This window comes from Acidovorax sp. SUPP950 (genome assembly GCF_030158935.1).
Lineage (GTDB): Bacteria > Pseudomonadota > Gammaproteobacteria > Burkholderiales > Burkholderiaceae_C > Paracidovorax.
Genome location: NZ_BQXE01000001.1, coordinates 1,793,657 through 1,820,628, shown reverse-complemented (window position 1 = coordinate 1,820,628; position 26,972 = coordinate 1,793,657). Strand labels below are relative to the sequence as shown.

Annotated in this window: 22 protein-coding genes; 16 read left to right on the top strand and 6 right to left on the bottom strand. The window is 68.6% G+C overall.

Annotation, left to right across the window (positions count from 1 at the left end):
- Positions 1–21 precede the first annotated feature (21 nt).
- Positions 22–1,155, bottom strand: a complete 1,134-nt coding sequence (locus AVME950_RS08400) for a Kelch repeat-containing protein (protein ID WP_284429422.1) — start codon at positions 1,153–1,155, stop codon at positions 22–24.
- 373 nt (positions 1,156–1,528) lie between these two features.
- Between AVME950_RS08400 and AVME950_RS08395 the strand changes: the two genes are divergently transcribed.
- Entirely contained in the window at positions 1,529–2,455 is a 927-nt protein-coding gene (locus AVME950_RS08395; protein ID WP_284429421.1) for a YihY/virulence factor BrkB family protein, read from the top strand.
- 178 nt (positions 2,456–2,633) lie between these two features.
- On the opposite strand, the gene AVME950_RS08390 is transcribed toward AVME950_RS08395, so the two are convergent.
- Positions 2,634–3,113, bottom strand: coding sequence for a YqaA family protein (locus AVME950_RS08390; RefSeq protein WP_372588224.1), 480 nt, complete (start codon positions 3,111–3,113; stop codon positions 2,634–2,636).
- Between the two features lie 135 nt (positions 3,114–3,248).
- On the opposite strand from AVME950_RS08390, the gene AVME950_RS08385 reads away from it, so the two are divergent.
- The 4 genes from AVME950_RS08385 (at position 3,249) to purH (ending at position 7,212) form a co-directional block, all read left to right on the top strand.
- On the top strand, positions 3,249–4,100 hold the full coding sequence (locus AVME950_RS08385) for a c-type cytochrome (RefSeq protein WP_284429420.1): 852 nt from the start codon (positions 3,249–3,251) through the stop codon (positions 4,098–4,100).
- A gap of 122 nt (positions 4,101–4,222) precedes the next feature.
- Positions 4,223–5,272 carry a tRNA dihydrouridine synthase DusB gene (dusB, locus tag AVME950_RS08380; RefSeq protein WP_272567353.1) on the top strand — a complete coding sequence of 350 codons (1,050 nt, stop codon included), beginning with the start codon at positions 4,223–4,225 and terminating at the stop codon, positions 5,270–5,272.
- Complete coding sequence (locus AVME950_RS08375; protein ID WP_005799570.1) at positions 5,269–5,502, top strand: Fis family transcriptional regulator; 234 nt, start codon at positions 5,269–5,271, stop codon at positions 5,500–5,502. Before dusB ends, AVME950_RS08375 begins: the two co-directional genes overlap by 4 nt.
- An 84-nt stretch (positions 5,503–5,586) precedes the next feature.
- Complete coding sequence (gene purH, locus AVME950_RS08370) at positions 5,587–7,212, top strand: bifunctional phosphoribosylaminoimidazolecarboxamide formyltransferase/IMP cyclohydrolase (RefSeq protein WP_284429419.1); 1,626 nt, start codon at positions 5,587–5,589, stop codon at positions 7,210–7,212.
- A 106-nt stretch (positions 7,213–7,318) separates the two neighbouring features.
- On the opposite strand, the gene AVME950_RS08365 is transcribed toward purH, so the two are convergent.
- The 3 genes from AVME950_RS08365 to thiD form a co-directional block, all read right to left on the bottom strand.
- Positions 7,319–8,587, bottom strand: a complete 1,269-nt coding sequence (locus AVME950_RS08365; protein WP_284429418.1) for a pectate lyase — start codon at positions 8,585–8,587, stop codon at positions 7,319–7,321.
- Positions 8,588–8,761: 174 nt separating this feature from the next.
- Positions 8,762–10,075: a glutamate-1-semialdehyde 2,1-aminomutase gene (gene hemL, locus AVME950_RS08360; RefSeq protein WP_284429417.1), complete on the bottom strand. Its 1,314-nt coding sequence runs from the start codon at positions 10,073–10,075 to the stop codon at positions 8,762–8,764.
- Positions 10,059–11,012 carry a bifunctional hydroxymethylpyrimidine kinase/phosphomethylpyrimidine kinase gene (thiD, locus tag AVME950_RS08355; protein WP_284429416.1) on the bottom strand — a complete coding sequence of 318 codons (954 nt, stop codon included), beginning with the start codon at positions 11,010–11,012 and terminating at the stop codon, positions 10,059–10,061. Before thiD ends, hemL begins: the two co-directional genes overlap by 17 nt.
- Before the next feature lie 95 nt (positions 11,013–11,107).
- Between thiD and AVME950_RS08350 the strand changes: the two genes are divergently transcribed.
- From AVME950_RS08350 to AVME950_RS08325, 6 genes are read left to right on the top strand one after another with little or no spacing between them, the layout of a single operon-like run.
- On the top strand, positions 11,108–11,281 hold the full coding sequence (locus tag AVME950_RS08350) for a rubredoxin (RefSeq protein WP_272567365.1): 174 nt from the start codon (positions 11,108–11,110) through the stop codon (positions 11,279–11,281).
- A gap of 51 nt (positions 11,282–11,332) precedes the next feature.
- Positions 11,333–11,731, top strand: coding sequence for a response regulator (locus AVME950_RS08345; RefSeq protein ID WP_092741676.1), 399 nt, complete (start codon positions 11,333–11,335; stop codon positions 11,729–11,731).
- Positions 11,731–12,096, top strand: a complete 366-nt coding sequence (locus AVME950_RS08340) for a response regulator (protein ID WP_092741674.1) — start codon at positions 11,731–11,733, stop codon at positions 12,094–12,096. The genes AVME950_RS08345 and AVME950_RS08340 overlap by 1 nt, the downstream gene beginning before the upstream one ends.
- A gap of 17 nt (positions 12,097–12,113) precedes the next feature.
- Positions 12,114–12,641: a chemotaxis protein CheW gene (locus AVME950_RS08335; protein ID WP_284429415.1), complete on the top strand. Its 528-nt coding sequence runs from the start codon at positions 12,114–12,116 to the stop codon at positions 12,639–12,641.
- Between the two features lie 21 nt (positions 12,642–12,662).
- Positions 12,663–14,942, top strand: coding sequence for a methyl-accepting chemotaxis protein (locus AVME950_RS08330; protein ID WP_284393221.1), 2,280 nt, complete (start codon positions 12,663–12,665; stop codon positions 14,940–14,942).
- 47 nt (positions 14,943–14,989) lie between these two features.
- The gene (locus tag AVME950_RS08325) at positions 14,990–21,406 is read left to right on the top strand and encodes a hybrid sensor histidine kinase/response regulator (protein ID WP_284429414.1); all 6,417 of its coding nucleotides are present in this window, start codon (positions 14,990–14,992) and stop codon (positions 21,404–21,406) included.
- Between the two features lie 153 nt (positions 21,407–21,559).
- Here AVME950_RS08325 and AVME950_RS08320 read toward each other — a convergent pair whose 3' ends face one another.
- Positions 21,560–23,032: a cryptochrome/photolyase family protein gene (locus AVME950_RS08320; RefSeq protein WP_284429413.1), complete on the bottom strand. Its 1,473-nt coding sequence runs from the start codon at positions 23,030–23,032 to the stop codon at positions 21,560–21,562.
- Positions 23,033–23,053: 21 nt separating this feature from the next.
- On the opposite strand from AVME950_RS08320, the gene AVME950_RS08315 reads away from it, so the two are divergent.
- From AVME950_RS08315 to AVME950_RS08295, 5 genes are all read left to right on the top strand, one after another.
- The gene (locus AVME950_RS08315) at positions 23,054–23,653 is read left to right on the top strand and encodes a YqgE/AlgH family protein (RefSeq protein WP_284429412.1); all 600 of its coding nucleotides are present in this window, start codon (positions 23,054–23,056) and stop codon (positions 23,651–23,653) included.
- Positions 23,650–24,084 (top strand): Holliday junction resolvase RuvX, encoded by a 435-nt coding sequence (gene ruvX / locus AVME950_RS08310; RefSeq protein ID WP_284393231.1) that lies wholly within the window; start codon positions 23,650–23,652, stop codon positions 24,082–24,084. The genes AVME950_RS08315 and ruvX overlap by 4 nt, the downstream gene beginning before the upstream one ends.
- Entirely contained in the window at positions 24,081–24,623 is a 543-nt protein-coding gene (pyrR, locus tag AVME950_RS08305) for a bifunctional pyr operon transcriptional regulator/uracil phosphoribosyltransferase PyrR (RefSeq protein ID WP_284429411.1), read from the top strand. The genes ruvX and pyrR overlap by 4 nt, the downstream gene beginning before the upstream one ends.
- A complete protein-coding gene (locus tag AVME950_RS08300) occupies positions 24,527–25,588 on the top strand; it encodes an aspartate carbamoyltransferase catalytic subunit (protein ID WP_487089147.1) in 1,062 nt (353 codons plus the stop codon). The genes pyrR and AVME950_RS08300 overlap by 97 nt, the downstream gene beginning before the upstream one ends.
- A 70-nt stretch (positions 25,589–25,658) precedes the next feature.
- Positions 25,659–26,960: a dihydroorotase gene (locus AVME950_RS08295; RefSeq protein ID WP_272567375.1), complete on the top strand. Its 1,302-nt coding sequence runs from the start codon at positions 25,659–25,661 to the stop codon at positions 26,958–26,960.
- Positions 26,961–26,972 lie beyond the last annotated feature (12 nt).

Genomic DNA, 26,972 nt, shown 5'->3' with positions numbered 1-26,972 from the left:
GCAGCCCACGGGCGCCCCCGGTCAGCGGGGCCGGAACGCGTAGACGTCAGGATTCCACACCTGCCCGCCCTCATCGTTCTGGCACGAGAACCCGAAGCCCGAGAACACGTACATCACGCCTCCCACCGCGGCCGCGTTGGTGCGTTTGATCGCCGGGAAGGCATCGCCACCCGGGGCCAGCAGGCGCCATGTGCGGTCATGCAGGTTGAAGCGCCACAGTTCGGACGTGGCGTTCTGCGGGAACGCGGCGCCGCAGCCGGAACTGCCCCCCGGCAGGTCGCCCCCGGCCATCAGCAGCGCGTGGCCGATCTGCACGGTCGATCCCTGGTGGCGGGGCGTATCGACGTTTTTGTCGGCTTCAGCGGGCGTGATGTTCTGCCACTGGTGGGTGGCGAGGTCGAAGCGCCAGGTGTCGTTCAACGAGACGAAGCCGTCGCTGTCGCTGAATTGCCCGCCGTAGAGCGTCAATTGCCCGTCCCATGCGCGCCCGGCCACCGCGGCCTCATGGCGCGAGGTCGGCGAGTTCGCGTCGCCATTGGCGATTATTTGAGTCCACAGGTTGGTGCGCAGGTCGAAGGCCCACAGGTCGTTCAAGGTGTGGAAGTCGGTCTGGATGCCGCCGAACACATAGACCTTCTCGCCGTCCACCCACATGGCGGGGCGCGATCGGGCCGAAGGCCCCGGATTGCCGGGCTGCAACTGCGTCCAGCGGTTCAGCAGGGCGCTGTAGGCCCACAAATCGTCGAAGAACGTGAGCGAGGAAAGGTCGGCGCTGTAGTTGGCGCCGCCGAACACCAGCATCCAGTGCCGCGCCGGCACGGCGGCACTCGCGGCGAAGGCCCGGGCCGGCGGCTTGGCGCCGGAGGGCGACAGCGGCGTCCATCGGGCCAGGCGGGGGTCGAAGCGGTACAGGTCGTCGTAGAACGTGTTCTCGCCACTGGCGAAATCGTCCTTGACCCCGCCGAACAGGTAGATGGACCCGAGGACCGGCGCCACTGCGGGCGTCGAACGCACGGACGGCCCCTCGCCCGTGGTGACCAGCCGCGTCCAGCGGCCGTCTGCTGGTAATGCTTCTGCTGCTGCGCTCCCATGCGCCTGCGCCCCGGGGGCGACCAACGCCAGGGCCATTCCCAGGCCCCACAGAAATCGTTTCATGAAATTCCTCCGTTGTAATGATTGAAATGAACCCGGTCGTCCGGACTTCTCCGGAAACAACCGCGCGCAGTCTATCTTTCCGCTGTTCGGAATATTGGATCGGTCACCACTGGATGCATCTGTAACCTGTGCAGGCTGTCCAAGGGCTTGCGCGCTGCAGCCAGCGGCGCTGGCATCGTGGTGTGGCGGTCCCCCTTGGGCGGCTTCGGATGTTCTTCGAGTCCTACAGAGGGCCTGCGTGGCTTGGGCGACAGTCAGCGGGTGCGGCACCAAGCCCGCTGGGCCTGCTGGCGCTTCGCGTGTCGATGGGTTGGTTTCACACAAGCGCCGATCGATCGGCGGAACGAAGAAGGATGCAGAGTTGGACAAACGCATGGCACCGAAGACCATCCTGCACCGCGTGCGGCAAATCGCCTGGTCCGTTCCGGGGCTGCCCGTCATCGCCCTGGCGGTCCGCAACTACATCCTCCACCAGAGCGCCAACCAGGCCGGGAGCATGGCGTTCTCGTCGGTGCTGGCGATGTTCCCGCTGCTGATCCTGTTGTCGGCCACGGCGGCCTATGTGGGCGAGCCGGGGGACGCGGCGGCCCTGGCCCAGCGCGTGCTCGAATACGCGCCGCCGGTGGTGCGCGACGCGATGCAGCCGGTGATCCAGCAGGTGCTGGCGCAGCGCAACCAGGCGCTGCTGGCGATCGGCTTTCTGGTCACGCTGTGGACGGCGTCGTCGGGCATGCAGGCGGTGCGCACGGCGCTCAACCGCTCGTACGGCATCGAACGCGGCCTGCCGTTCTGGAAGGCGCGCATCAAGGTGACGGTGTTCACGGTGGTGGTGGGCGGCGGCATCTTCGCGGCGTTCAGCTCGGTGATCGTCATGCCCTACGTGTGGCAGCTGCTGGAGCGCAACGTGGGCGTGGGCCAGGAGACGCCCTGGCTGCGCAACAGCGTGCGCTACGGCTCGGCGTTTTTGGTGCTGACGGTGCTGTACGCGCTGCTCTACGGCTGGCTGCCCGATCTGCGGCAGCGGCTGCGCACCGTGGTGCCGGGCGCCATCGTGGGCGCGGCGATGTGGGTGGGGGCGGCCGCCACCCTGTCGTACACGCTGCGCAGCGCCGGCAAGCTCGCGCTGGTCTACGGCAGTTTCGCGGGCGTGGTGGCCACGCTGGTGTTCCTGTACATCAGCGCCACCACGTTGATCTTCGGGGCGGAGGTGAACGGGGTGCTGCGCGACAGGGCGGCGCTGCCGGAAGACTGGGGCGGCCCCGATGCCTCGCAAGGAGAGTCACCCGCGCCCGGGGCGTGATGCGTTCGGACCGTCCTGGATGCAAACCTTGGGCAGGACCGCCGGGCGTGGCGGGGTGTGAAGTGCGGACGCATGCCCGAACCCGGGCCAGGTGCATTCAGCCGGTTCAGGGTGAAAACCAGCCCCAGCGCATGAATCGCTAGGGCATATTGCTATTGAATTAATAGCGTTTTGAAGGTCAGCGCCCCGCCTCGGGCCAGAGGTACAGCAGCCCGGCCGTCATGGCCAGGTAGCGCCCGAACTTGCCCACCGCCATGTAGGCCACGCAGGGCCAGAAGGGCAGCTTGAGCCAGCCGGCCACCGCGCACAGCGGATCGCCCACGACGGGAAGCCAGCTCAGCAGGCAGGCCTTGGGGCCGAAGCGCTGCAGCCAGGCGAGGGCGCGGGGATTGGAATGCTCGCCCCGGGCGCGGTCCACGGCCTTGTGCGCGCCCAGGCCCATCCACCAACTGAGGGCGCCGCCCAGCGTGTTGCCTGCGGTGGCCACCAGCACGGCGGGCCAGAAGAGTTCCGGGTTGAGCTTGATGAGGCCGAACACCGCGGGCTCGGAGCCCAGCGGCAGCAGCGTGGCGGAGATGAACGACACCATGAACACCGTGCTGAGGCCGTACTGGGGCAGCGCCAGCAGGTCCATGAGGTGGTTCATCCAGATTTCCATAAGTGGGGCGCAGTTTAGGGGACGCCGGCGCGCCTTCGCTGTCGGACAGGCGCTTGGGCTCCGCTACGATCGCGCCGCGGTGCGGCCCACCGGTGGGCCGCCGCCGCACACCCATACAAGAGGAGGTTCCCCACCATGCAATGGTTCGATGTTTCCGTCCCGGCCGTGCGCCGGGCCCTGGCCGTGGGCGCGCTCGGCCTGGCGTGCTGGCTGGCCGGTGCGGCGCAGGCCGCCGTCCTGCACCTGGAGGGGCCGGGCGGTGCACGGCAGGTCGATACCGAAACGCTGCTGCGCCACCCCGAGGCGCGCGACATCGACGTGCCGGCGGACGTGGCCTACCACCGGCCCATGCGCTACCGCGCCGTGCCCCTGGCCGCCGTGCTGAACGGCCTGGGCCTGGGCGCGGGCGACGTGCTGGAGGCGGTCGCGCTCGATGGCTTCGTCGCCCAGTTGCCCGGCGCGCTGGTGCTGCGCCCGGGTCGGGGCCAGGCCTGGCTGGCGGTCGAGCCGGCCGGTGCGCCCTGGCCTGTGCTGCCGGGCAAGGCGTCGGGCCCCGGGCCGTTCTACATCGTCTGGCCGGTGGCCGACGGCGTGCTCAGCGAGCAGTGGCCCTATGCCGTGGCCCGGCTGCACGTGCGCGAGGCACCGGAAAAGCGCTGGCCCCGGATCGGCGTCGCGCCCGAGGTGCCCGCGGGCGATGCGCGCCGGCGCGGCCAGGCGATCTTCGTGGCGCAGTGCTTCGTCTGCCACACCATGAACGGCGGCGGCGAGGCTCGCCTGGGCCCCGACCTGAACCTGCCGATGAGCCCCGTGGAGTACTTCCAGCCGCAGGCGCTGCGCCAGCTGGTGCGCAACCCGGCCAGCGTGCGCCAGTGGCCCGGGCAGTCGATGCCCGGCTTCGCGCCGGACCGGCTCAGCGACAGCGATCTGGACGATCTGGTGAGCTACCTGCAGCACATGGCCCGCGAGCGCCGCGGGGCGCGCTGAAGAACGGCGCGGCGGGCCGCCGATGGGTGCCGTGGCGGCGCCGGAAGCACTTTTCATTTGCTGAAATTTTGAGCAGCTACAATCCTGCCTCCTTTTTCAGCACGCGCTGCCTCCCCCCTCCCATGCACATCGGCCACATTCCTTTGGCGAACCGCCTGTTCGTCGCCCCGATGGCGGGCGTCACGGACCGGCCGTTCCGCCAGCTGTGCAAGGCGCTGGGGGCGGGCTACGCGGTGAGCGAGATGGTCACCTCGCGCAAGGACCTGTGGGACAGCCTCAAGACCTCGCGCCGGGCCAACCACGAGGGCGAGCCCGGCCCCATCGCCGTGCAGATCGCCGGCACCGACGCGCAGATGATGGCCGAGGCCGCGCTCTACAACGTGGACCGGGGCGCGCAGATCATCGACATCAACATGGGCTGCCCGGCCAAGAAGGTCTGCAACAAATGGGCGGGCTCCGCCCTGATGCAGAACGAGGCCCTGGCCCTGGAAATCGCCGAGGCCGTCGTCGGGGCCTGCGCCCCGCGCAACGTGCCCGTCACGCTCAAGATGCGCACCGGCTGGAGCCAGGAGCACAAGAACGCCGTGGCCCTGGCCCGGGCGTTCGAGGGCGTGGGCATCCAGATGCTGACGGTGCACGGCCGCACGCGAGAGCAGGGCTATCGTGGCCAGGCCGAGTACGACACCATCGCCGCCGTGAAGGCCGCGGTACGCGTGCCGGTGGTGGCCAACGGCGACATCACCTCGCCCGAGAAAGCGCGCGAGGTGCTGGCCGCCACGGGCGCCGACGCGATCATGATCGGGCGGGCGGCGCAGGGCCGGCCGTGGATCTTCCGCGAGATCGGCCACTACCTCGCGACGGGCGAGCATCTGGCGCCGCCGCTGGTGGCCGAGGTGCGGCGCCTGCTGCTGGACCACCTGCAGGACCACTATCGCCTCTACGGCGAGTTCACCGGCATGCGCAGCGCGCGCAAGCACATCGCCTGGTACGTGCGGGCCCTGCCCGGCGGCGAGGCGTTCAGGCAACACATCAACACCATAGAGGACTGCTCCGAACAGTGGCACGCGGTGGCCCACTATCTGGATGCGATCGGGCAACGGATGGACCGGCTGCCCCCCGCGCACACCGAGGACGCAGACCCCAGCGAAAAACAGGAAGACCTGGCGGCATGAGCAAGAAACACATCGAAGAGTGCGTGCGGGAGAGCCTGCAGGGCTACTTTCGCGACCTAGGGGGCGAGACGCCGGACGGCATGTACGACATGCTGGTGCGCGTGGTCGAGAAGCCCCTGCTGGAAGTGGTCATGAGCCACGCCGACAACAACCAGTCCCGCGCCGCCGAATGGCTGGGACTGAACCGCAACACCTTGCGCAAGAAGCTGGTGGAGCACAAGCTGCTGTAACGGCGGTTGCTACATATTTAATAGCAATATGCCCTAGTGGATATTGCGCTGAAGCCCGATTTCAATCAAACCCCACCCCCTGCCATGAACGCACTTCTCTCCGTCTCCGACAAGACCGGCATCGTTGAATTCGCCCAGGCCCTGCACGCGCTGGGCATCCGGCTGCTGTCCACCGGCGGCACCGCCCAGCTGCTGGCCAAGGCCGGCCTGCCCGTGACCGAAGTGGCCGAGGTCACGCAGTTCCCCGAGATGCTGGACGGCCGCGTGAAGACGCTGCACCCCAAGGTGCACGGTGGCCTGCTGGCGCGCCGCGAGCTGCCCGAGCACATGGCCGCGCTGGCCGCGCACGGCATCGACACCATCGACCTGCTGGTGGTCAACCTCTATCCCTTCGAGGCCACGGTGGCCAAGGCCGGCTGCACGCTGGCCGACGCGATCGAGAACATCGACATCGGCGGACCCGCCATGGTGCGCAGCGCCGCCAAGAACTGGAAGGACGTGGGCGTGGTGACCGACGCCTCCCAATACGAGAGCGTGCTGGGCGAGCTGAAGGCGTCGGGCAAGCTGTCGGATGCATTGCGCTTCGGCCTGTCGGTCGCCGCGTTCAACCGCATCGCGCAGTACGACGCGGCCATCAGCGACTACCTCTCGTCCGTCACGTTCGAGGCCGAGAAGCTGGCCGAGGACTACGTGCCCGCCCGCACGGCCTTCCCCGGCCAGAGCAACGGCATCTTCACCAAGGTGCAGGACCTGCGCTACGGCGAGAACGGCCACCAGCAGGCCGCGCTGTACCGCGACCTGTACCCCGCGCCCGGCTCCATCGTCACCGGCGTGCAGCTGCAGGGCAAGGAGCTCTCGTACAACAACATCGCCGACGCCGACGCCGCCTGGGAATGCGTCAAGAGCTTCGACGTGCCGGCCTGCGTGATCGTCAAGCACGCCAACCCGTGCGGCGTGGCCGTGGGGCTCGATGCCCTGGGCGCCTACGGCAAGGCGTTCCAGACCGATCCCACCAGCGCGTTCGGCGGCATCATCGCCTTCAACCGCCCGGTGGACGGCGCGGCGGCGCAGCAGATCGCCAAGCAGTTCGTGGAGGTGCTGATGGCCCCCGACTTCACGGCCGAGGCGCTGGAGGTCTTCAAGGCCAAGGCCAACGTGCGGCTGCTCAAGATCGCGCTGCCCCCGGCGCTGGACGCGGCGCAATACGCGCTGGGCAGCAACACGCCCTGGCACCGCGGCCGCAACGCGGTGGACGCCAAGCGCATCGGCTCGGGCATGCTGCTGCAGTCGGCCGACAACCATGAGCTGTCGATGATCGACATCAAGGTCGTCACCCAGAAGCAGCCCACGCTGGAAGAGATGGAAGACCTGCTGTTCGCCTGGAAGGTCGCCAAGTACGTCAAGAGCAACGCCATCGTGTTCTGCAAGGGCGGCATGACGATGGGCGTGGGCGCCGGCCAGATGAGCCGCCTGGACTCGGCCCGCATCGCCAGCATCAAGGCGCAGCACGCCAACCTGTCGCTGGCCGGCACGGTGGTGGCCAGCGACGCGTTCTTCCCCTTCCGCGACGGCCTGGACGTGGTGGTGGACGCGGGCGCGACCTGCGTCATCCAGCCCGGCGGCAGCATGCGCGACCAGGAAGTGATCGACGCCGCCAACGAGCGCGGCGTGGCCATGGTGTTCAGCGGCGTGCGCCACTTCCGCCACTGAGCCGGTCGGCAGGAACCTCCCCCAAGCGCGAAGGCCCTGCCAGCGCGGGAAAGGCAGACCCTGCCTTCCTGCGCTGGCAGGGCCTTCGCCGTTGCGGCGTGTCAGGTCACCCGGCCGTCTGCACGGACTGGCGCACGCTGCCGGCGCCCTGCACCTTGCTGGGGTCGCCCGCCATCACGTTCACCGGCGTCTTGCCGCCATCCACATCGGTGTTCGCGATGTTGACGGTGGAGTGCCTGGAGTCGAAGCGGAAGGTGAAGGCCTTGAGGTTCTGCAAGGTCGAATCGGAGATGTCCACGTTCGCCGTGATCGGGTAGCCGCCGCGCGTGACCGCCAGCTGGCCGATGTTGTCGGCGTAGATGCCCTGGAGCTTCAGATTCACGTCGCCGTTGATCTGGATCGCCTTGTCGTGGCTGTTCTGGAACGACGAGTTCGTGATCTCCACCTGGGCCGGGCCGCTCGGAAGGTCCTTCGCCGAGATGCCGGCGCGCTGGGCGTCGACCGCCTTGTTCTCCGCGCCGTCCACGGTGACGAAATCGTCCCCGGTCTGCAGGCCGTGCACGTTGTCCAGCTTGGCATCGCCCAGCAGGTGGATGCCGTCCCCGCCCTTGAACTGCAGGTTCTTGATCGATGCGCCCGGCTCGAGGATGAACATCGGCAGTCGCGTCTCCGCGGTGCCGCCGCCGTTCAGCCCGGCGCCGGCGTTGAACAGCTTACCTTGCCCGTCGTAGGTCGTGCCCGCCTTCACGATGATGGGCTTGTTCACCTCTTCCACGCCCGTGGGCTCGGCGACCTTCATGTTCGCCGGCGGCTTGGTGACGGCTGCATTCGTTGACGGGGATGGGGCTGCGGTGGGGGCTGACGACGGCGCGGTCGCCGGTGCCTTGCCGCCCGAACCCGCCTCCGTGGGGGGCGGCGGCGCAGGCGTCGGCGATGGCTTGGGCGCGTTCGCGATCGTGGACGGGTCGGGGGTGGGCGTGGGCGTGGGCGCCGCTGCCGTCGGCGCCGGGGCCGGGGCCGGCGTTGGCGTTGGCGTTGGCGTTGGCGTTGGCGTGGCCGCGGCGGGGGACGGTGCCGGCGACGGTCCCGAAGAAGGAGCGGCGGCGGGCGAGGGCGATGCAGACGGGGCCGCAGATGGCGCCGGCGAAGGGGACGGCGACCCGCCGCCGGAGCTGCCGGATGAACCGGACCCCTGCTGGCCGGTCAATTCCTTGATGAGCTTTTCCAGGAACCCCTTGAGCAGGGACTCGATGGCTTTCTGCAGCGTCTGGCTGTCGGTGCCCGAGGCGGAGGACGGGGAATTTCCGGACTGGACCTGGGCCTTGCGGTGGGTGTTCCAGGCACTGAAGGAAGAAAGAAGGTCGATGGGGCTCATGGGTGCTCGCGATCCCGGCGGAACGGACCGTCGGTCAAAGTGCCACGCAACATGCGTGGCTTCGCGAACACTGTGCGCCGCGCGCCTGCTTTGCAGGGCCGCCGCGCGAAGCGGCGCCGCACCACCCGAAGCGCCGCGGGTGGGCCGCGATCGGCCCCGCGGGCGGCTCGATTCCTAGCGGGCGGCGAGCGTGCGGAACACGTCGCGTGCGATCGCCACGGTCTCGTCGATGTCCTGCGCGGTGTGCGCGCTGCTCACGAAGCCGGCTTCGTACAGTGCCGGGGCGATGTACACGCCGCGGTCCAGCAAACCATGGAACAGCGTGTTGAAGCGCGCGCCGTCCGTCGCCATCACCGTGGGGTAGTTTTGCGGCAGCTCGGGCAGCAGGAAGAAGCCGAACATGCCGCCTTCGCTGTCGGCGCTGAACGGCACGCCTTCCGCCTGCGCGGCCTGCGCCAGGCCTTCGACCAGCGAGCGGGTGCGTGCGCCCAAGGCGTCGTAGAAGCCCGGCCGGGCGATCTCGCGCAGCGTGGCCAGGCCGCAGGCCGTCGCCACGGGGTTGCCCGACAGCGTGCCCGCCTGGTACACGGGCCCGAGCGGCGCCAAGTGCTCCATGATCGCGCGCGGCCCGCCGAACGCCGCCAGGGGCATGCCGCCGCCGATCACCTTGCCCAGCACCGTGAGGTCGGGCCGGAAGCCGGGGATGCTGCGGGCGTACAGGCTTTGGGCGCTGCCCAGCGCCACGCGGAAACCGGTCATGACCTCATCGAACACCAGCAGCGCGCCGTACTGCGTGCACAGCTCGCGGCAGCGCTGCATGAACGGCACGCTGGCGCGCACGAAGTTCATGTTGCCGGCGATCGGCTCGATCATCAGGCAGGCCAGGTCCCGGCCATGCAGGGCGAAGGCCTCCTCCAGCTGCGCGATGTCGTTGTATTCGAGCACCAGGGTGTGCTGCACCACCTCGGGCGGCACGCCCGCACTCGTGGCATGGCCGAAGGTGGCCAGGCCCGAGCCGGCCTTCACCAGCAGGGCATCGGCATGGCCGTGGTAGCAGCCATTGAACTTGATGATCTTGCTGCGGCCCGTGGCGCCGCGCGCCAGGCGGATGGCGCTCATGCCGGCCTCGGTGCCCGAGCTGACGAGGCGGATCATCTCCATCGAGGGCACGTGCGCGATGATGGCCTCGGCCAGTTCGACCTCGCGCTCGGTCGGGGCGCCGAAGCTGAAGCCCTCGACCGCCGCCTTCTGCACCGCCTCGAGCACGGCCGGGTGGCCGTGGCCCAGGATCATCGGCCCCCAGGAGCCGATGTAGTCGATGAAGCGCTGGCCGTTGGCGTCCCAGAAGTAGGCGCCTTGCGCACGCTGCACGAAGCGCGGCGTGCCGCCCACGGCCTTGAAGGCCCGCACGGGCGAATTGACGCCGCCGGGGATGAGCGCCTTGGCGCGTTCGAACAGGGAGAGATTGAGGTCAGTGCTGGGTGTCATGGGGTGGCATCACGAAGCCGTCGATGGCGGTGGGGTCGGGGGTGGGCTCGCCGTCTTCGTCATCCTCGTCGTCGTCGGGCTGCGCCCAGAACATGCGGTCGGGGATGATGTGGCCCATGCCCGGGCGAAAGCCGGCGTCCAGACAGCGGTCCAGGTAGGCGAGCGCTTCGCTGGTCGCCTCGCCCAGGTCGTTGCCGCTCGCGACCAGCGCCGTCAGGGCGGCCGAGAGCGTGTCGCCGGCACCGGCGAAGGTGGCCTCGAACAGTTCGAACTTGCCGCTGCCCAGCACCGTCTGCGGCGAGGCCAGCACGTTCTCCACGAACTGCTCGGGCGCGGGAATGCCGGTCACCAGGACATAGGGCACGCCCAGTTCGGAGGCGGCCATGGCCAGATCGCGCGCGGAGGGCTTCTTCTCGCTGGTCCAGTCCGGCAGCAGCCAGCGCCACAGGGTGCTGTGGTTTCCGACCAACAGCGAGACCTGCGGCAGCAGCAGTTCCTGAAAGGCGTCGAGGTACTGGTCGATGAGATCGTCCCGCCACCAGGACAGATTGGGCATGTAGGCGATCACGGGCACGTCGTCGTAGTCGGACGCGATGGACGCGATGGCGCTCAGGTTCTCGGGGCTGCCCGCGAAGCCCACCTTGATGGCCTGCACGGTGAGGTCTTCCAGCACGGTGCGGGCCTGCTCCGCCACCGCCTCGTCGTCGAAGGCGTAGTGGTCGAAGATCTCGGCCGTGTCGCGGATGTAGGCGCCCGTGGCCACCGCGATCGGGTGGCCGCCCACGGAGGCGATGGTGGCGATGTCCGCCGTCAGCCCGCCGGCCCCGCTCGGGTCGTTGGCGTTGAACACCATCACGCAGGCGGGGGTGGCGCCATCGTCGTCGGCTTCATCGGGGGATGGGGAGGGGTCTGGGGGGAGGGGGGAATCTGTGGTCATGGCGCCGCACCAGCGTAACGGTTGGCACGGAAACTGCCTTCCCGTTGAGATGCTTGGATACAATCGTTGCATTCTATGTGAAGGCCATTTAAGCTGTGACGGACCCTAAAACCTGGATGTGCTTGATTTGCGGTTGGATATATGACGAGGCAACAGGTTCTCCTGAGCACGGAATAGCGCCCAATACGCCGTGGGATCAGGTGCCCATGAATTGGACCTGTCCGGAGTGTGGTGCTCGCAAGGAAGACTTCGAAATGGTCCAGATCTGAGGCGCGGCTCCTGCCAGCGTTGTTATTCCCCCTTCAGGAGCGGTGACGAAATTGACTACAACAGGCGCATCCTTCAAGGTGCTCGTCGTGGATGACAGCAATACCATCCGCCGCAGCGCAGAAATCTTCCTCAAGCAGGGTGGCCACGAAGTGCTGCTCGCCGACGATGGCTTCGATGCCTTGGCCAAGGTCAACGACTACCAGCCCCAACTGATCTTCTGCGACATCCTGATGCCCAAGCTGGACGGCTATCAGACCTGCGCCATCATCAAGCGCAACGCGCGCTTTGCCGACACGCCCGTCGTGATGCTCTCCTCCAAGGATGGCGTTTTCGACAAGGCGCGTGGACGCATGGTGGGGTGCCAGGAATATCTCACCAAACCATTTACCAAAGACCAGCTGCTGAAAGCGGTTCAGCAGTTCGGTAATGCCCAACAAGGAGCGATGTAATGCCTATCCAGAAAGTACTGGTCGTTGACGACTCGAAGACCGAGTTGATGTTTCTGACCGACTTGCTGCAAAAAAAGGGCATGCAGGTCCGCACCGCGGAAAATGCCGAAGAAGCCTTCCGCCGCCTCGCGGAAGAAAAACCCGACCTGATCCTCATGGACGTCGTGATGCCGGGCCAGAACGGCTTCCAGCTCACGCGCGCCATCACCCGCGACCCCCAGTTCGCCGACGTGCCGATCATCATGTGCACCAGCAAGAACCAGGAGACCGACCGGGTGTGGGGCATGCGCCAGGGCGCTCGCGGCTACATCACCAAGCCGGTGGATCCTGCCGAGTTGCAAGCCAAGATCGACGCACTGAACTAAAAGCGCCCGGACCGTCCATGGCCAACCGTGAAGCGCTGAGAGAGCTCCAGACCCGCCTTGCAGCCCGCCTGCAGGCGGCGCGGGGCGAGGGTGTGTCTGTTTCGTCCTGGCTGGCCGTCGAGTCGGCGGGGCGCCGTTTCCTGCTGCCGCTGGGCCAGTCGGGAGAGATCTTTCCCTGGGCGGGCGTGCAGACCGTGCCCTATACCCATGCCTGGTTCCTCGGTGTGGCCAATTTGCGCGGCTCCCTGATCGGCGTGGTCGATCTGGCAGGTCTGCTCGGTTTGCCATCCAGCCGCACCGAGCAGGCGCTGGCCGATGCCAGCCTGCTGGCTTTCAATGCGGTGCTCGATGTGAACGCCGCGCTGCTGGTCGATCGCCTGGCCGGCCTGCGCGGCACGGAAGCCTTCGTTTCCTCCGAGCCCCCCGCCGAAGACGCGCCCCCGTTCTACGGCACCACGTATCTGGATTCCCAGGGAGTCCAATGGCAGGAGCTCAACCTGCAAGCCCTGTCCCAACACCCCGCTTTCCTCAGCATCAGTGCTTGAGTTTTTCTGTAAGGCCGCACCATGTCCGTCGTCAACCCATTTGCAAAAATGTTCAACCGCAAGCCCGCCGAGCCGGATGCCAACCCAGGGCTTTCGGGAGCGGATGCCGGGCTGGATCCGTTGACGTCCGACGCATCCTCGCTGCGTGACTCCTACCAGGCGGACGCCATGAACAGCGTGCAGGGTGACCCTTCTGCGATCTCGCAGTTCGCAGAGGGCGAGGTCGCCGACGAAGACCTGATCTCGCTGCCCCTGCTGGGCCGGGCCACGGCCGCCAGCCACCAGCGGCGCCTGCTGATGCTGCTGGCCATCGGCGTGATCGTGCTGGCGGCCATCGCCGGCTGGGTGCTGCAGCAGGCCGACCGTTCCGCGCAGCAACTGGCCGCGACCGGCCAGTCGCTGATGCAGTCGCAACGCCTGGCCAAATCCGTTTCGCAGGCGCTGGTGGGCAGCCCGCAGGCCTTCCCGGACGTGATGGAAAGCTCGGGCTCGCTGGCACGCGACGTGCGCGCATTGAACAGCGGCGACAACGAACGCAACGTGCAGGCGCTGGGCGAGACGTTCAAGCCCGACCTGGAGGCCGTGACGCCGCTGATGGAGCGCGCCGAGCGCAACGCCAGCGTGGTGATGGGCCAGCAGAAGATCCTGACGCAGGTGGGCGACGCGCTTCGCACCATCAACCGCCAGTCGTCCGATCTGCTGGAAATCGCTGAAACGATCTCCTCGCTCAAGCTGCAGCAGAACGCCCCGGCCGCTGAGATCTCCGCCGCCGGCCAGCTGGTGATGCTGACCCAGCGCATCGGCAAGTCCGCCAACGAATTCCAGACCACCGAAGGCGTGAGCCCCGAGGCCGTGTTCCTGCTGGGCAAGGACTTGAACTCGTTCAAGGAAATCGCCCAGGGCATGCTGGACGGCAGCGCCGACCTGCGCCTGGCCGCCACCCGGGATGCTCAGACCCGCGAGCAACTGGAAAGCCTGATCAAGCTCTACGAACAGACGCGTTCGCAAGCCAGCGCCATTCTGGGCAACCTGCAAGGCCTGGTGTCCGCCCGTGAAGCGCAGTCCGCCATCATTGCCGACAGCGAACCCCTGCGCCGCCAGCTCGAAGGCCTGCAGACCAAGCTGTCGTCCCAGACGGGCCTGGGCGCCGGCCAGTTCGCCGCGCTGGCCATCGCCGGCCTGTTCGTGCTGCTGTGCGGTATCGGCATCTCGCGCGTCCAGCTGATGGACAGCCGCTCGCGCCAGGCCTCTGCCGAATCGCAGCAAAAGGACGCCCGCCGCCAGGAGCAGGAAGCCAAGCGCGTGAACGACGCCAACCAGGCCGCCATTTTGCGCTTGATGAACGAACTGCAGTCGGTCGCCGAAGGCGATCTGACCCAGGAAGCCACCGTGACGGAAGACATCACCGGCGCCATTGCCGACTCGGTGAACTACACGGTGGAAGAGTTGCGCCAGCTGGTGGGCAGCGTGCAGAACACGGCCACCCGCGTGGCACAGACGACGTCCCAGGTGGACAGCACCTCGACCGAGCTGCTGGCCGCTTCGACCGAGCAGCTGCGCGAAATTCGCGAAACCGGCCGCTCGGTGCTCGACATGGCGAGCCGAATCAACGAAGTGTCCACGCAGGCGCAGGAATCCGCCTCGGTGGCGCGCCAGTCGCTGCAAGCGGCCGATTCCGGCCTGCAGGCCGTGCAGAACGCCATCGGCGGTATGAATTCCATCCGCGACCAGATCCAGGACACCTCCAAGCGGATCAAGCGCCTGGGCGAATCGTCGCAGGAGATCGGCGAAATCACCGAGCTGATTTCCGACATTACCGAGCAGACGAACGTGCTGGCACTGAACGCCGCCATCCAGGCCGCATCGGCCGGTGAAGCCGGTCGCGGCTTCTCGGTGGTGGCGGAAGAAGTGCAGCGGCTGGCCGAGCGCTCCGCCGATGCCACGCGCCAGATCTCGGCGCTGGTGAAGGCCATTCAGACCGACACGCAGGATGCCGTGGCCGCCATGGAGCGTTCCACGCAGGGTGTGGTGGAAGGGGCCCGACTGTCCGACAGCGCCGGTACGGCCCTGACCGAGATCGATCGCGTGTCGCGCCGCCTGGCCGACCTGATCGAGCAGATTTCGTCCTCCACGTCCCGCGAAGCCGAACTGGCCAACGAAGTGGCCGACAACATCCAGCACATTTTTGCGGTGACCGAACAGACCGGCGAAGGCACCCGCACGACGGCACAGCAGGTGCGCGAGCTGTCGCACATGGCTGAAGAACTGCGCCAGTCGGTTGCACGTTTCAAGATCGCCTGACGCGCGGACCCATCAACGAACTGGCTCGCGGAGCCGGGGACGAATCCATGTCATCTACTGACGCCGCAAACGCACCCGCCGCAGACTGGACCCAGGGTGAGCAGGACCTGGGTCCTCTTGCTTGGGTGCTCGATGAGTTGCGCAAGTCCCTCGACGGCGCCGTCAAGGCCATGCGCCGATTCGTACGCGACGCCGAACTGGCGCGCGAATCCGATCTGGCGTCGCTCGACGCCGGCACGTTGCGCATCGCGCGGCAGCAATTGCACCAGGCCAGCGGCGCGCTGGAGATGGTGGGCATGGGCCCGCCCGCGCTCGTGCTGCGTGCCATGGAAGCGGCGGTGCAGAAGTTCGTGCACCGGCCCGAACTGTGCAGCGACGAAGCCGCCGGCGTGATCGAGCGCGCGAGCTTCGCGCTGGTCGAATACCTGGAAAGCGTGCTGGCGGGCAAATCCGTCTCCCCGGTGGCGCTGTTTCCCCAATACCGCGATGCCCAGGCGCTGGCGGGCGCGGAACGTGTGCACCCGGCCGACCTGTGGCCGGTGGAGCGGCGCTTTCGCGAGCCCGACTTCGCCGTGTCCGTGCCGCCGCTCGACTACGGCCCCGAGGCGCGTGCGCGGCTCGACTCGGCCGTGCTGCGCATCGTCAAGACGGGCGACCTGACTGCGGCAAGCGATCTGCGCGACATCTGCCTGGCCTTCGTGGCATCGCAGTCGGACCGCCAGTCGCGTGCGTTCTGGAAGATCTGCGCGGGCTTCTTCGAGGCGCTGTCCAAGGGGCGGCTCAACCCCGATCTGTACGTGAAGCGCGTGGCCTCCCGCGTGCTCATGCAATATGCCACCCTGGCCAAGGGCGATCCGACCATTGCCGATCGGCTGGTGCAGGACCTGCTCTTTTTCTGCTCCCAGGCGCGGCCGCTGGCGGCCAACGAACCCGCGGGCGATGGATCGGCGCTGCAGGCCGTGCGCCAGGCGTTCGGCCTGGACCGATTCAAGGCCGTCGATTACGAAACCCCCCGGTTCGGCCTGTTCGATCCGGCGCTGCTGGCCCAGGCGCGCAAGCGCATGTCGGCGGCCACCGAAACCTGGTCGGCCCTCGCAGGCGGCGACCGCAACAAGCTCAAGCCGGCCACCGACCAGTTCAGCCTGGTGTGCGATTCGCTGTCCAAGCTGCATCCGGGCAGCGACAGCCTCGCCAAGGCGCTGACCCGCGCCGTGGAGGTGACCACCCGCTCCGGAGAGCCCCCGTCGCCGGCCCTGGCCATGGAGGTGGCAACGGCAGTGCTGTACCTGCAGGCCACGTTCGAAGAACTGGACTCCGCGCACGAATACATGACGGACCGCGCCGCGCGTCTGGCGGAGCGCCTGGACAACGTGACCGCGGGCGGCGAATCGGCCCCCCTCGAGCCCTGGATGGAAGAGCTGTACCGCCGCGTCAGCGACCACCAGACGATGGGCAGCGTGGTGGACGAGCTCCGGTCCACGCTCGGCGAGGCCGAAAAGGCCCTGGACCAGTATTTCCGCAACCCGGACGACCTGTCCACGCTGGCGCCCGTGCCGGGTCGCCTGGCGCAGATGCGCGGCGTGCTGTCGGTGCTGGGCCTGGACCAGGCATCTTTGGCAGTGCTGCGCATGCGCGACACCGTGGAGCGTCTGCTGATCGGTCAGGTTCCCGCAGCCGAGCGCCAGCAGGTGTTCGAGAAGCTGGGCAGCAGCCTGGGGGCCCTGGGTTTCCTGATCGACATGCTGAGCTACCAGCGCACCATGGCGCGCAAGCTGTTCGTCTATGACGAAGAGCTGGGCGAACTGCGCATTCTCATGGGCCGCGCCCGTGGCCGTGCCACCGATGCGCCCGAGGAAGTGAACGCCAAGGTCGAAGAGCGCGGCCCCGTGGTCGCGCCCGAAATCGTTCCCCGCGTGGAGCCCGCGCCCAAGGTGGTGCAGGAGTCGCTGGGTGAACTGGCCCCGACGCTGGAAGAAGTGCTGGAGTTGCCTTCCTCCGCCGCGGCGCTGGCCGAGGCCCCGCCGGCCGCCATCGAGCCCGTGGAGAGCCTTCCCCCCGCGCCTGCGGCGCCCGCACCGGCCCCCGTGGCGGCTGCCGATGCCACGCAGGACGATGAGGAAGACGAACTGCTCGACATCTTCCTGGAAGAAGCGCGCGAAGTGGTGGCCAACGGCCTGGCCGCGGTCGACGCCCTGACGGCCAAGCCGGCCGACCTGAGCGAGCAGACCACGCTGCGGCGCGCGTTCCACACGCTCAAAGGCAGCTCGCGCATGGTCGGCCTGGATGCTTTCGGCGAAGCGGCCTGGTCGATGGAGCAGGTGCTCAACGCCTGGCTGGCGGAGCAAAAGCCCATGCCCCCGGCCCTGCTGCAGCTGTCCGGCGAGGCCTTGCGGGCCTTCGGCGCCTGGGCGGACGACATTGCCGCGGGCGATGCCTCGGCCTGGCAGCCCCGGGCGTTCAACGCTTCGGCCGAAGCCATGCGCGACACCGGCACCTTCCTGCCGTTGGCCGTGCCCTCGGCCGGTGGCGTCGTGGCCGAAGCGGTGGCCGAGCCGGTGCCGACCGTGGCCGAGGACCTGCCGGAGCCCTTGCCCGAGATCGATCTGCCTGCCGAAACGCCGGAGTGGCAGGCCACCCCCGCTGCTGCCGAGACCATCGAGGCCGCCGAGGCCGTCGAACCCGCGACGGCATCCGTGCCGGCCCATGAGTTCGACCTGATCCTCGAAGACGAGCCGCCGATGCTCGACTTCGCAGACACCGAAATGCCGGAACTGGCCGGTGCCGAACCAGCGCCGCAAGAGCCTGCGCAAGCCGCCGCGCCCGAAATGGCCGAAGACATCGACTTTTCGGTGTTCGCCGAGGCCCTGGCGGAAGAATTGCCCCCGGTCTCCGAGGCCCCTGCGCAGGGGCCGGTGCAGGACGTGCCGCTGCCTTCGCTCGACGATGTGCTGGTGGACGCTGCAGAACCTGCGGCGCTGTCCGAACTGTCGCAGGCCGAGCTGGCCGATCTGGCACTGGACCTGCCCGAAGACCTGGCGGCCGAGGCCTTGCCCGAGCTGGCCTTGGATGACTCTCTGCTGGAAATGCCCGAACTGGAGTCCGACGCGGCAGGTGTGTTGCTGGACGCCGCCGCCCACCAGGACGATCTGGCAACCGAGCCAGAACCACAGGCCGAGCCCGAGCCCGAAATGGCCTCCGTGCGGGACATGGTCGAGGTCGTGGAGGCCATGGAGGACGGGGTCGAGGACGTGCCGGCCGAACCGGTGGCCGACGCCGAAGCCGACGCCGAAGCGGCCGCGCAGGACGAGGCGGTGAAGGTCATCGAGACCTTGCGCATCGGCATCCCGCTGTACAACGTGTACCTCAACGAGGCCGACGAATGGTCGCGCCGCCTGGCCACCTGCCTGCAGGAATGGGCGTTGGAACTGCACGAACCGTTGCCCGACACGGCCGTGGCCCTGGCGCATTCGCTGGCCGGCAGCTCGGCCACCGTGGGCTTCCATGCCCTGTCGGAAATGGCGCGTGCCCTGGAGCATGCGCTGCAGCACGTGCAGCTGCGCGGGGAAGGCACGGCCGATCAGGCCCGCGTGTTCCTGGCGGCGGCCGACGACATCCGCCGCCTGCTGCACCAGTTCGCCGCAGGCTTCCTGAAAGAACCGAACCAGCAGGTGCTGGCCGAGCTGCGCGAGATCTTGCAGACCGAGGTCGGCAGCGGCCTGGCCGCGCTGGAGAGCGAGAGCGAGAGCGAGAGCGAGGCCCTGGCCGACGAGCCTGCGCAGGCCTTGCAGGAACTGCCCCCGGCCGAAGCACTGGCTGCCGAACCCGTGCAGGTGCCGTCGGTCGAGGAGACCGCCGAAGCCGACGTGCCGGGCGAAGAGACTTCGCCGGAACCGGTGCAAGAGGCCCAGACGGATTCCGCAGAGGCCCCGTCCGAGCCCGAAGACGTGCCCGCACCGGTGGCCCGGGGCTACGTGGCGCCTGCGTTGTCGGTCGTGGTGTCCAACCCGTACGACGACGAGGTGGACGCGGCCATCGCCCATGCGGTGGCGCAGTCGTCCGATATCGACGACGACATCGACGCGCTGGACGTCATCGACCCGGACCTGTTCCCCATCTTCGAGGAAGAGGCGATCGAGTTGCTGCCGGTGCTGGGTGCCGCGCTGCGGCAGTGGGCCGCCCGTCCCGAGAACCTGGGCGCCCGCAGCGAACTGCTGCGCGCCCTGCACACCCTCAAGGGCAGCTCGCGGCTGGCCGGTGCCATGCGCCTGGGCGAGATGGCCCACCGCCTGGAGTCGGCCGTCGAGCAGATCGACGTCGAAGATCCCAAGGCGGAGCTGATCGAGCCCCTGCTGGCCAGCTTCGACGGCCTGCAGGCCAGCTTCGATGCGCTGCGCAAGATCGGCTCGCAAGGCCTGGCCGAGCCCGTGGCCGTGGCCCCGGTGCCCGCCTCCGAGCGGCAGGATTCGCCGCCATCGTTGCCGGCCTCGGCCGAGGCCCCCGAGGCACCGGTGCTGCAGAAGCTGCCCGCGGTGCGCCTGCCGGCGGCCTCGCAGCTCACGGCCGTGCGGCCCGTGTCGAGCCAGTCGGTGCGCGTGCGTGCCCAACTGCTCGACCGGCTGGTCAACCAGGCGGGCGAGGTGATGATCGCCCGTTCGCGCCTGGATGTGCGTCTGGGGCAGATGAAGGGTTCGCTGGCCGATCTGTCGGGCAACCTGGATCGCCTGCGCCAGCAGCTTCGCGACATCGAGGTGCAGGCGGAGTCGCAGATGCAGTCGCGGCTGGCGCTGTCCAAGGATTCGGCCGCAGGCTTCGATCCGCTCGAGTTCGACCGCTTCACGCGGGTGCAGGAACTGACGCGCATGATGGCCGAGTCGGTGAACGACGTGGCCACGGTGCAGCGCAACCTGCAGCGCTCCATGGAAGGCGCGGAAGACGATCTGATCGCGCAGGGCCGCCAGGCCCGCGAGCTGCAGCGCGACCTGCTGCGCACCCGCATGGTGGAGTTCGAAGGCATTTCCGAGCGCCTGTACGCCGTGGTGCGCCAGGCGTCCAAGGAGACCGGCAAGCAGATCAAGCTGGACATCTCCGGCGGCTCCATCGAGATGGACCGGGGCGTGCTGGACCGCATGACGCCCGCCTTCGAACACCTGCTGCGCAATTGCGTGGCCCACGGCATCGAGGCCCCCGAGGTCCGGACGGCCGCGGGCAAGCCGGCGTCGGGCACCATCACGGTGGACCTGCACCAGGAAGGCAACGACGTCTCGGTCGAGTTCCGCGACGACGGCGCGGGCCTGAACATCGACCGCATCCGCGCCAAGGCCGTGGACCAGGGGCTGATCCCCGCGGACGCCGAGCTGAGCACGGCCGATGCCGCCAACCTGATTTTCACGCCGGGCTTCTCGACGGCGAACGAGATCACCGGCCTGTCCGGGCGGGGCATCGGCATGGACGTCGTCCGGGCCGAAGTCAACGCCCTGGGCGGCCGCATCGAGACCCACACCACGGCGGGGCAGGGCACCTCCTTCCGCATGGTGCTGCCGCTCACCACGGCCGTGACGCAGGTGGTGATGCTGCGCGCGGGCGACCTGACCATCGGCGTGCCGGCCAACCTGGTGGAGATCGTGCGCCGCACGACTGCCAGCGAGCTGGATGCCGCCTACCAGCAAGGCGCGTTCGAGGACGGCGTGGAGGCCTTGCCGTTCTTCTGGGCGGGTGCCTTGCTGCAGTCTTCGCAGCGCAGCAGCGAGACCTCGGGCAAGACCCGTCCGGTGGTGGTGCTGCGCAGTGCGTCGCAGCGCATCGCGGTGCACGTGGACGAAGTGCTGGGCAACCAGGAAGTGGTGGTGAAGAACCTCGGGCCGCAACTGTCGCGCCTGCCAGGTCTGGCTGGCATGTCGGTGCTGGCCTCCGGTGCCGTCGTGCTGATCTACAACCCGGTGGCGTTGTCCACGGTGTACGGCGACCAGGTGCGGGCTCAGCTGGCAGCGGTGTCGGCGCCGGCCGGTAGTGCCGAAGCGCAAGGCGGCGGCGATGGCGAGCGCAAGGCGGCGGTGCCGGCCCTGTCGGCGGCCAGCCAGGTGCCCCTGGTGCTGGTGGTGGACGATTCGATCACGGTGCGCCGCGTCACGCAGCGCCTGCTGCAGCGCGAAGGCTACCGCGTCGTGCTGGCGGCCGATGGCCTGCAGGCCCTGGAGCGGCTGCAGGAAGAGCGCCCGACCGTCGTGCTGTCCGACATCGAAATGCCGCGCATGGATGGTTTCGACTTGGCCCGGAACATCCGTGCCGATGCGGTGCTGCGCGACCTGCCGATCATCATGATCACCTCGCGCATCGCGCAAAAGCACCGCGAGCATGCGGCCGAACTGGGGGTGAACCACTACCTGGGCAAGCCGTATTCGGACGAGGAGCTGCTGAGCCTGGTGCAGCACTACGCGCGGGCAGCCGCCGAAGCCGCCGTGGCCTGAGCCACCCTGCTGCCACCGCCATGAGGGCCGCTTTCGAGCGGCCCTTTTTCTTTTCATCCAGCGGGCCGGCCGCACCACCAGATCAAGGTGGCTGTCGGCATGGTTGCGCGCTGTCCCGCCAAGGCCATCGCGCCGGCATTCGCCGCCGCCGGGTCAGTCCTTTGCGGCCTTGACCACCCCGTACCGCGCGAGCGTGCGTTGCCGCGCCTCGTCATGGTCCACCACCGGGCGGGGGTAGTCCTTGCCCAGCACCACGCCCGCCGCCTGCAGCTCCAGGGGGGCCGCCGTCCAGGGCGCATGCAGCGCCTTGCCCTGCAGGCCCGCCAGTTGCGGCAGATAGCGGCGGATGAATTGGCCGTCCCGATCGAACTTCTCGCTCTGGCTCACGGGGTTGAAGATGCGAAAGTAGGGCTGGGCGTCGCAGCCGCTGGAGCTGGCCCATTGCCAGCCGCCGTTGTTGGCCGACAGGTCGAAGTCGTTCAGCTTCTCGGCAAAGTAGCGCTCGCCCCATCGCCAGTCGAGACCCAGGTCCTTGGTGAGAAAGCTGGCCACCACCATGCGCAGGCGGTTGTGCATGTAGCCCGTCTGGTTGATCTGCGCCATGGCGGCATCGACCAGCGGGTAGCCCGTGCGGCCCTCGCACCACGCGGCGAACAGGGCTTTGGCGTGGGCGCCGCTTTCCCATTCGATCGCATCGTAGGCCGGCTTGAAGCTGGCGCCCGCCACGTGGGGGTGGTGGGCGAGGATCTGGAAATAGAAGTCGCGCCAGATCAGCTCGCTCAGCCAGGTGGCGGCCCCGGCGCTGCCTTTGCGGCTGCGTTCGTGCGCCGCGCGTGCGGCCACCCGGGGCGACAGCGTGCCAAAGCGCAGGTGCACGCTCAGGTAGCTCGGGCCCTTCACCGCCGGGAAGTCGCGGGCCTCGCCGTAGTGGTCGATGCGGCCGAGGAAGTCCTCGAACAGGGCCTGCGCGCCCTGCATGCCCGTGGGCAGGTGCAGCGACTTCAGGCCCGTGGGCTCGAACCCCAGCGACTGCAGCGACGGCACCCCGCGGCGCAGGCCCGCAGGCCTGGGGGCCAGCCGGGCGGCGTGGCGCTCGACGGGGTAGGAGCTCAGGTAAAAATCGTCGGCCTTGCGCAGCCAGGCATTCTTGTAGGGCGTGAACACGGTGTACGGCGTGCCCGACTGGGTCAGCACCTCGGCGCGTTCGAAGATGCTGTGGTCCTTGAAGGTGAGCAGGCGCTTGCCCATGCCATCCAGGGCGCCGCGCACGCGTGCATCGCGTTCGAGCGCGAGCGGCTCGTCGTCGTGGTTGGCGAACACCGCCTGCACGTCCAGTGCCTGGGCGAGCGCGGGAATGTCCTGGTGGGCGATGGCGTGGCGCACGATCAGGCCGCCATGCGGGTCCTTGGAGAGCGCCCGCAGGGCCTCGTCCAGCTCCACCAGGGATTCGCGGATGAACTCCACGCGCCGGTCCGCGCGGGGCAGGCCGTCGAGGATCTCGCGGTCGAAAACGAACGCGCAATGCACCTGCGCGCACTGGCGCAGGGCGTGGTACAGGGCGGCGTGGTCGTTGCTGCGCAGGTCGCGGCGGAACCAGACAAGGCCCGATGAAAAGGTGTGCTCCATGATCGTCGTTAAAATTGCCAAATGCCTGCCGATTCTGCGCCCATGAACCTGACGCACCATTTCTTGATCGCCATGCCGGGACTGGAAGACGCGTCGTTTGCCCGCAGCGTCGTGTACCTGTGCGAACACAGCGAGCGTGGTGCGCTCGGCCTCATCATCAACAAACCCTCCGACATCAGCCTCAAGGGGCTGTTCGACAAGGTCGATCTGTCGCTGCGCCGCGCCGACCTGTCCCAGGAGCCCGTCTTCCAGGGCGGCCCGGTCCAGACCGAGCGCGGCTTCGTGCTGCACGAGCCCATGCTGACCGACAGCGTGGACACCGACGAATCGGCCTATGCCTCCACCATGACCATTCCGGGCGGGCTGGAGATGACGACCTCCAAGGATGTGCTCGAGGCCCTGTCCACCGGCGCCGGCCCGCGCCGGGTGCTGGTCACCCTGGGCTACGCGTCCTGGGGCGAGGGGCAGCTCGAATCCGAACTGGCCGAAAACAGCTGGCTGACCGTGGGCGCCGACCTGTCGGTGATCTTCGACACGCCGGTGGGCGAGCGCTACGACCGCGCCCTGGGCCTGCTGGGGCTGCAGTCCTGGATGCTCTCGCCCGACGCGGGGCATGCATGAGCGGCACGCCCGCCGCCGCTCCCACCGCCCCGCTGGCCGTCCCCGCGCATTTCCAGAGCTTTCTGGCGCTTGACTTCGGTCTCAAGCGCACCGGGGTCGCGGTGGGTTCGCGCCTGCTGCGCACCGCCACCCCCCAGGCCACCATCCGCGCCGAAGGCGATGCCCGCTTCGCGCAGGTGGCCGAGCGCATCCGCGAATGGCAGCCCGATGCGCTGGTCATCGGCGTGCCCTACCACCCCGACGGCGCGAGCCACGAGAACACCGCGCGCGCCCTCAAGTTCGCGCGCCAGCTGCGCGGGCGCTTCGGCCTGCAGGTGTTCGAGGTGGACGAGCGCTACAGCACCACCGAGGCGCATTCGACCGGCGCCCGCGATGCCGACGCCGCCTCCGCCTGCATCATCCTGGAGCAGTTTTTGAGGAATCTTCCATGAGTGCCACGCCTCCGACTTCACCCACGCCTTCACCGCCCACCCCGGGCACCCTCGCGCTCGACGCCGAAGCGCTGTACCGCGAACTGCTGCGCGGCGTGCGCAGCCTGCGCACCGCCCACACCCAACTGGCGGGCATCGCCTCGGGCGGCGCCTGGCTGGCCAAGCGGCTGCAAAAGGACCTGGGCCTGCCGGGCGAGGCGGGCGTGCTGTCGTCGGCCATGCACCGCGACGATTTCTCGCAGCGCGGCATGGCGGTGAGCGCGCAGACGGCGCTGCCCTTCGACGTGAACGGCGCCGACATCCTGCTGCTGGACGACGTGCTCTACACCGGCCGCACCATCCGCGCGGTGCTCAACGAACTGTTCGACTACGGCCGCCCCGCCAGCGTGCGGCTGGCCGTGCTGGTGGACCGGGGCGGGCGCGAACTGCCGGTGCAGGCCGAATTCGCCGCCGCCCGCGTGGCGCTGCCGGACACGCAATCGCTGGCGCTGGCCCGAACCGAGGCCGGCACCTTCCACTTCCAAGTCCAAGAGGCCTGACGGTGCTGTACAAGCGCAACCCCCAACTGAACGCCAACGGCGAGCTGATCCACCTGCTGTCCATCGAGGGCCTGCCCAAGAGCATCGTCACGCACATCCTCGACACCGCGGCCAACTTCGTGTCGGTGAACGACCGCGAGGTCAAGAAGGTGCCCCTGCTGCGCGGCAAGAGCGTGTTCAACCTGTTCTTCGAAAACAGCACGCGCACCCGCACCACCTTCGAGATCGCCGCCAAGCGCCTGTCTGCCGATGTGATCAACCTGGACATCGCGCGCAGTTCGGCCAGCAAAGGCGAGTCGCTGCTGGACACCATCGCCAACCTCTCGGCGATGGCCGCCGACCTGTTCGTGGTGCGGCACAGCGAATCGGGCGCGCCCTACCTGATCGCCCAGCACGTGGCGCCGCACGTGCACGTCATCAATGCGGGCGATGGCCGGCATGCCCACCCCACCCAGGGGCTGCTGGACATGTACACCATCCGCCACTACAAGAAGGATTTCAGCAACCTCACGGTGGCCATCGTGGGCGACGTGCTGCATTCGCGCGTGGCCCGCTCCGACATCCACGGCCTCACCACGCTCGGCTGCGCCGAGGTGCGCGTGGTGGGCCCGCGCACGCTGGTGCCGACCGACATGGCCCAGATGGGCGTGCGCGTGTGCCACACGCTGGAGGAGGGCATCAAGGACGCCGACGTGGTCATCATGCTGCGCCTGCAGAACGAGCGCATGAGTGGCGCGCTGCTGCCGTCCAGCCAGGAATACTTCAAGAGCTTCGGTCTCACGCCCGAGAAGCTGCAGCTGGCCAAGCCCGATGCCATCGTCATGCACCCGGGCCCCATCAACCGCGGCGTGGAGATCGACTCCGCCGTGGTGGACGGCAAGCAGAGCGTGATCCTGCCGCAGGTCACCTTCGGCATCGCGGTGCGCATGGCGGTGATGTCGATCGTCGCTGGCAACGAGGCGTGATCGTTGCTATGAAATTTATAGCTATATGCCCTAGTGATATCTGCGCTGGCGGCCTTTTTTGCTTAAAACCATGAAGATACTGATCCAGAACGGCCGCGTGATCGACCCTGCCAGCGGCCTCGACCAGACCGGCGATATCGCGCTGGCCGCGGGGCGGGTCATCGCCGTGCAGCGGGTGCCCCGCGACTTCACGCCCAACCGCGTGATCGACGCCACCGGCTGCATCGTGCTGCCCGGGCTGGTGGACCTGGCGGCGCGGCTGCGCGAGCCGGGCCACGAGCACGAGGGCATGCTCGAATCCGAAATGGCGGCGGCCGTGGCCGGCGGCGTGACCAGCCTGGTGTGCCCGCCCGACACCGACCCCGTGCTGGACGAGCCCGGCCTGGTGGAGATGCTCAAGTTCCGCGCCGAGAAGCTGCACCAGGCGCGCCTGTTTCCCCTGGGCGCGCTCACCCGCGGCCTGGCCGGCGAGGTGCTGACCGAAATGGCCGAGCTGACCGAATCCGGCTGCGTGGGCTTCGGCCAGGCCGACGTGCCGCTGGCCAGCACCCAGGTCACGCAGCGCGCGCTGCAGTACGCCGCCACGTTCGGCTACACGGTGTGGCTGCGCCCGCAGGAACTGCACCTGGGGCGCGGCGTGGCGGCCAGCGGGCCGCTGGCCACGCGCCTGGGCCTGTCGGGCGTGCCCGTGGCGGCCGAGACCATCGCGCTGCACACCATCTTCGAGTTGCTCAAGACCACGGGCGCACGCGTGCACCTGTGCCGCATCAGCAGCGCGGCGGGCGTGGAACTGGTGCGCCGCGCCAAGGCCGAGGGCCTGAAGGTGACCTGCGACGTGAGCATCAACTCCCTGCTGCTCACCGACACCGACATCGGCTTCTTCGACAGCCGCGCCCGCCTGTCGCCGCCGCTGCGCCAGCAGCGCGACCGCGACGCCCTCCTGGCCGCGCTGGCCGACGGCACCATCGATGCACTGGTGTCCGACCACACCCCGGTGGACGAAGACGCCAAGACCCTGCCGTTCGCCGAGGCCGAACCGGGCGCGACCGGGCTCGAACTGCTGCTGGGCATCGCCCTCAAGTGGTCCGCCGACCACGGCGTGCCGCTGGCGCGTGCGCTGGCCACCGTCACGTCGGAACCCGCCCGCGTGCTGGGCAGCGCCCTGGGCACGCTGCAGGCCAGCGTGGGCCAGATCGTGGAAGGCGGCGTGGCCGACCTGTGCGTGGTCGATCCCGCCGCGGCCTGGACCGTGGAGGCCGGTGCGCTGCGCAGCCAGGGCAAGCACACGCCGTTCTCCGGCTACGAACTGCCCGGCCGCGTGCGCTGCACCCTGGTGGGCGGGCAGATCGCCTTCGAGCGCGGCAGCGAGTGAGCGTGCGCACCG

What these genes read in the sequence shown, in the direction of transcription:
- AVME950_RS08400 (WP_284429422.1), bottom strand. Translation starts at nt 1,155, where the DNA reads ATGAAACGATTTCTGTGGGGCCTGGGAATGGCCCTGGCGTTGGTCGCC.
- AVME950_RS08395 (WP_284429421.1), top strand. Translation starts at nt 1,529, where the DNA reads ATGGCACCGAAGACCATCCTGCACCGCGTGCGGCAAATCGCCTGGTCC.
- AVME950_RS08390 (WP_372588224.1), bottom strand. Translation starts at nt 3,113, where the DNA reads ATGGAAATCTGGATGAACCACCTCATGGACCTGCTGGCGCTGCCCCAG.
- AVME950_RS08385 (WP_284429420.1), top strand. Translation starts at nt 3,249, where the DNA reads ATGCAATGGTTCGATGTTTCCGTCCCGGCCGTGCGCCGGGCCCTGGCC.
- dusB (WP_272567353.1), top strand. Translation starts at nt 4,223, where the DNA reads ATGCACATCGGCCACATTCCTTTGGCGAACCGCCTGTTCGTCGCCCCG.
- AVME950_RS08375 (WP_005799570.1), top strand. Translation starts at nt 5,269, where the DNA reads ATGAGCAAGAAACACATCGAAGAGTGCGTGCGGGAGAGCCTGCAGGGC.
- purH (WP_284429419.1), top strand. Translation starts at nt 5,587, where the DNA reads ATGAACGCACTTCTCTCCGTCTCCGACAAGACCGGCATCGTTGAATTC.
- AVME950_RS08365 (WP_284429418.1), bottom strand. Translation starts at nt 8,587, where the DNA reads ATGAGCCCCATCGACCTTCTTTCTTCCTTCAGTGCCTGGAACACCCAC.
- hemL (WP_284429417.1), bottom strand. Translation starts at nt 10,075, where the DNA reads ATGACACCCAGCACTGACCTCAATCTCTCCCTGTTCGAACGCGCCAAG.
- thiD (WP_284429416.1), bottom strand. Translation starts at nt 11,012, where the DNA reads ATGACCACAGATTCCCCCCTCCCCCCAGACCCCTCCCCATCCCCCGAT.
- AVME950_RS08340 (WP_092741674.1), top strand. Translation starts at nt 11,731, where the DNA reads ATGCCTATCCAGAAAGTACTGGTCGTTGACGACTCGAAGACCGAGTTG.
- AVME950_RS08335 (WP_284429415.1), top strand. Translation starts at nt 12,114, where the DNA reads ATGGCCAACCGTGAAGCGCTGAGAGAGCTCCAGACCCGCCTTGCAGCC.
- AVME950_RS08330 (WP_284393221.1), top strand. Translation starts at nt 12,663, where the DNA reads ATGTCCGTCGTCAACCCATTTGCAAAAATGTTCAACCGCAAGCCCGCC.
- AVME950_RS08325 (WP_284429414.1), top strand. Translation starts at nt 14,990, where the DNA reads ATGTCATCTACTGACGCCGCAAACGCACCCGCCGCAGACTGGACCCAG.
- AVME950_RS08320 (WP_284429413.1), bottom strand. Translation starts at nt 23,032, where the DNA reads ATGGAGCACACCTTTTCATCGGGCCTTGTCTGGTTCCGCCGCGACCTG.
- AVME950_RS08315 (WP_284429412.1), top strand. Translation starts at nt 23,054, where the DNA reads ATGCCTGCCGATTCTGCGCCCATGAACCTGACGCACCATTTCTTGATC.
- ruvX (WP_284393231.1), top strand. Translation starts at nt 23,650, where the DNA reads ATGAGCGGCACGCCCGCCGCCGCTCCCACCGCCCCGCTGGCCGTCCCC.
- pyrR (WP_284429411.1), top strand. Translation starts at nt 24,081, where the DNA reads ATGAGTGCCACGCCTCCGACTTCACCCACGCCTTCACCGCCCACCCCG.
- AVME950_RS08295 (WP_272567375.1), top strand. Translation starts at nt 25,659, where the DNA reads ATGAAGATACTGATCCAGAACGGCCGCGTGATCGACCCTGCCAGCGGC.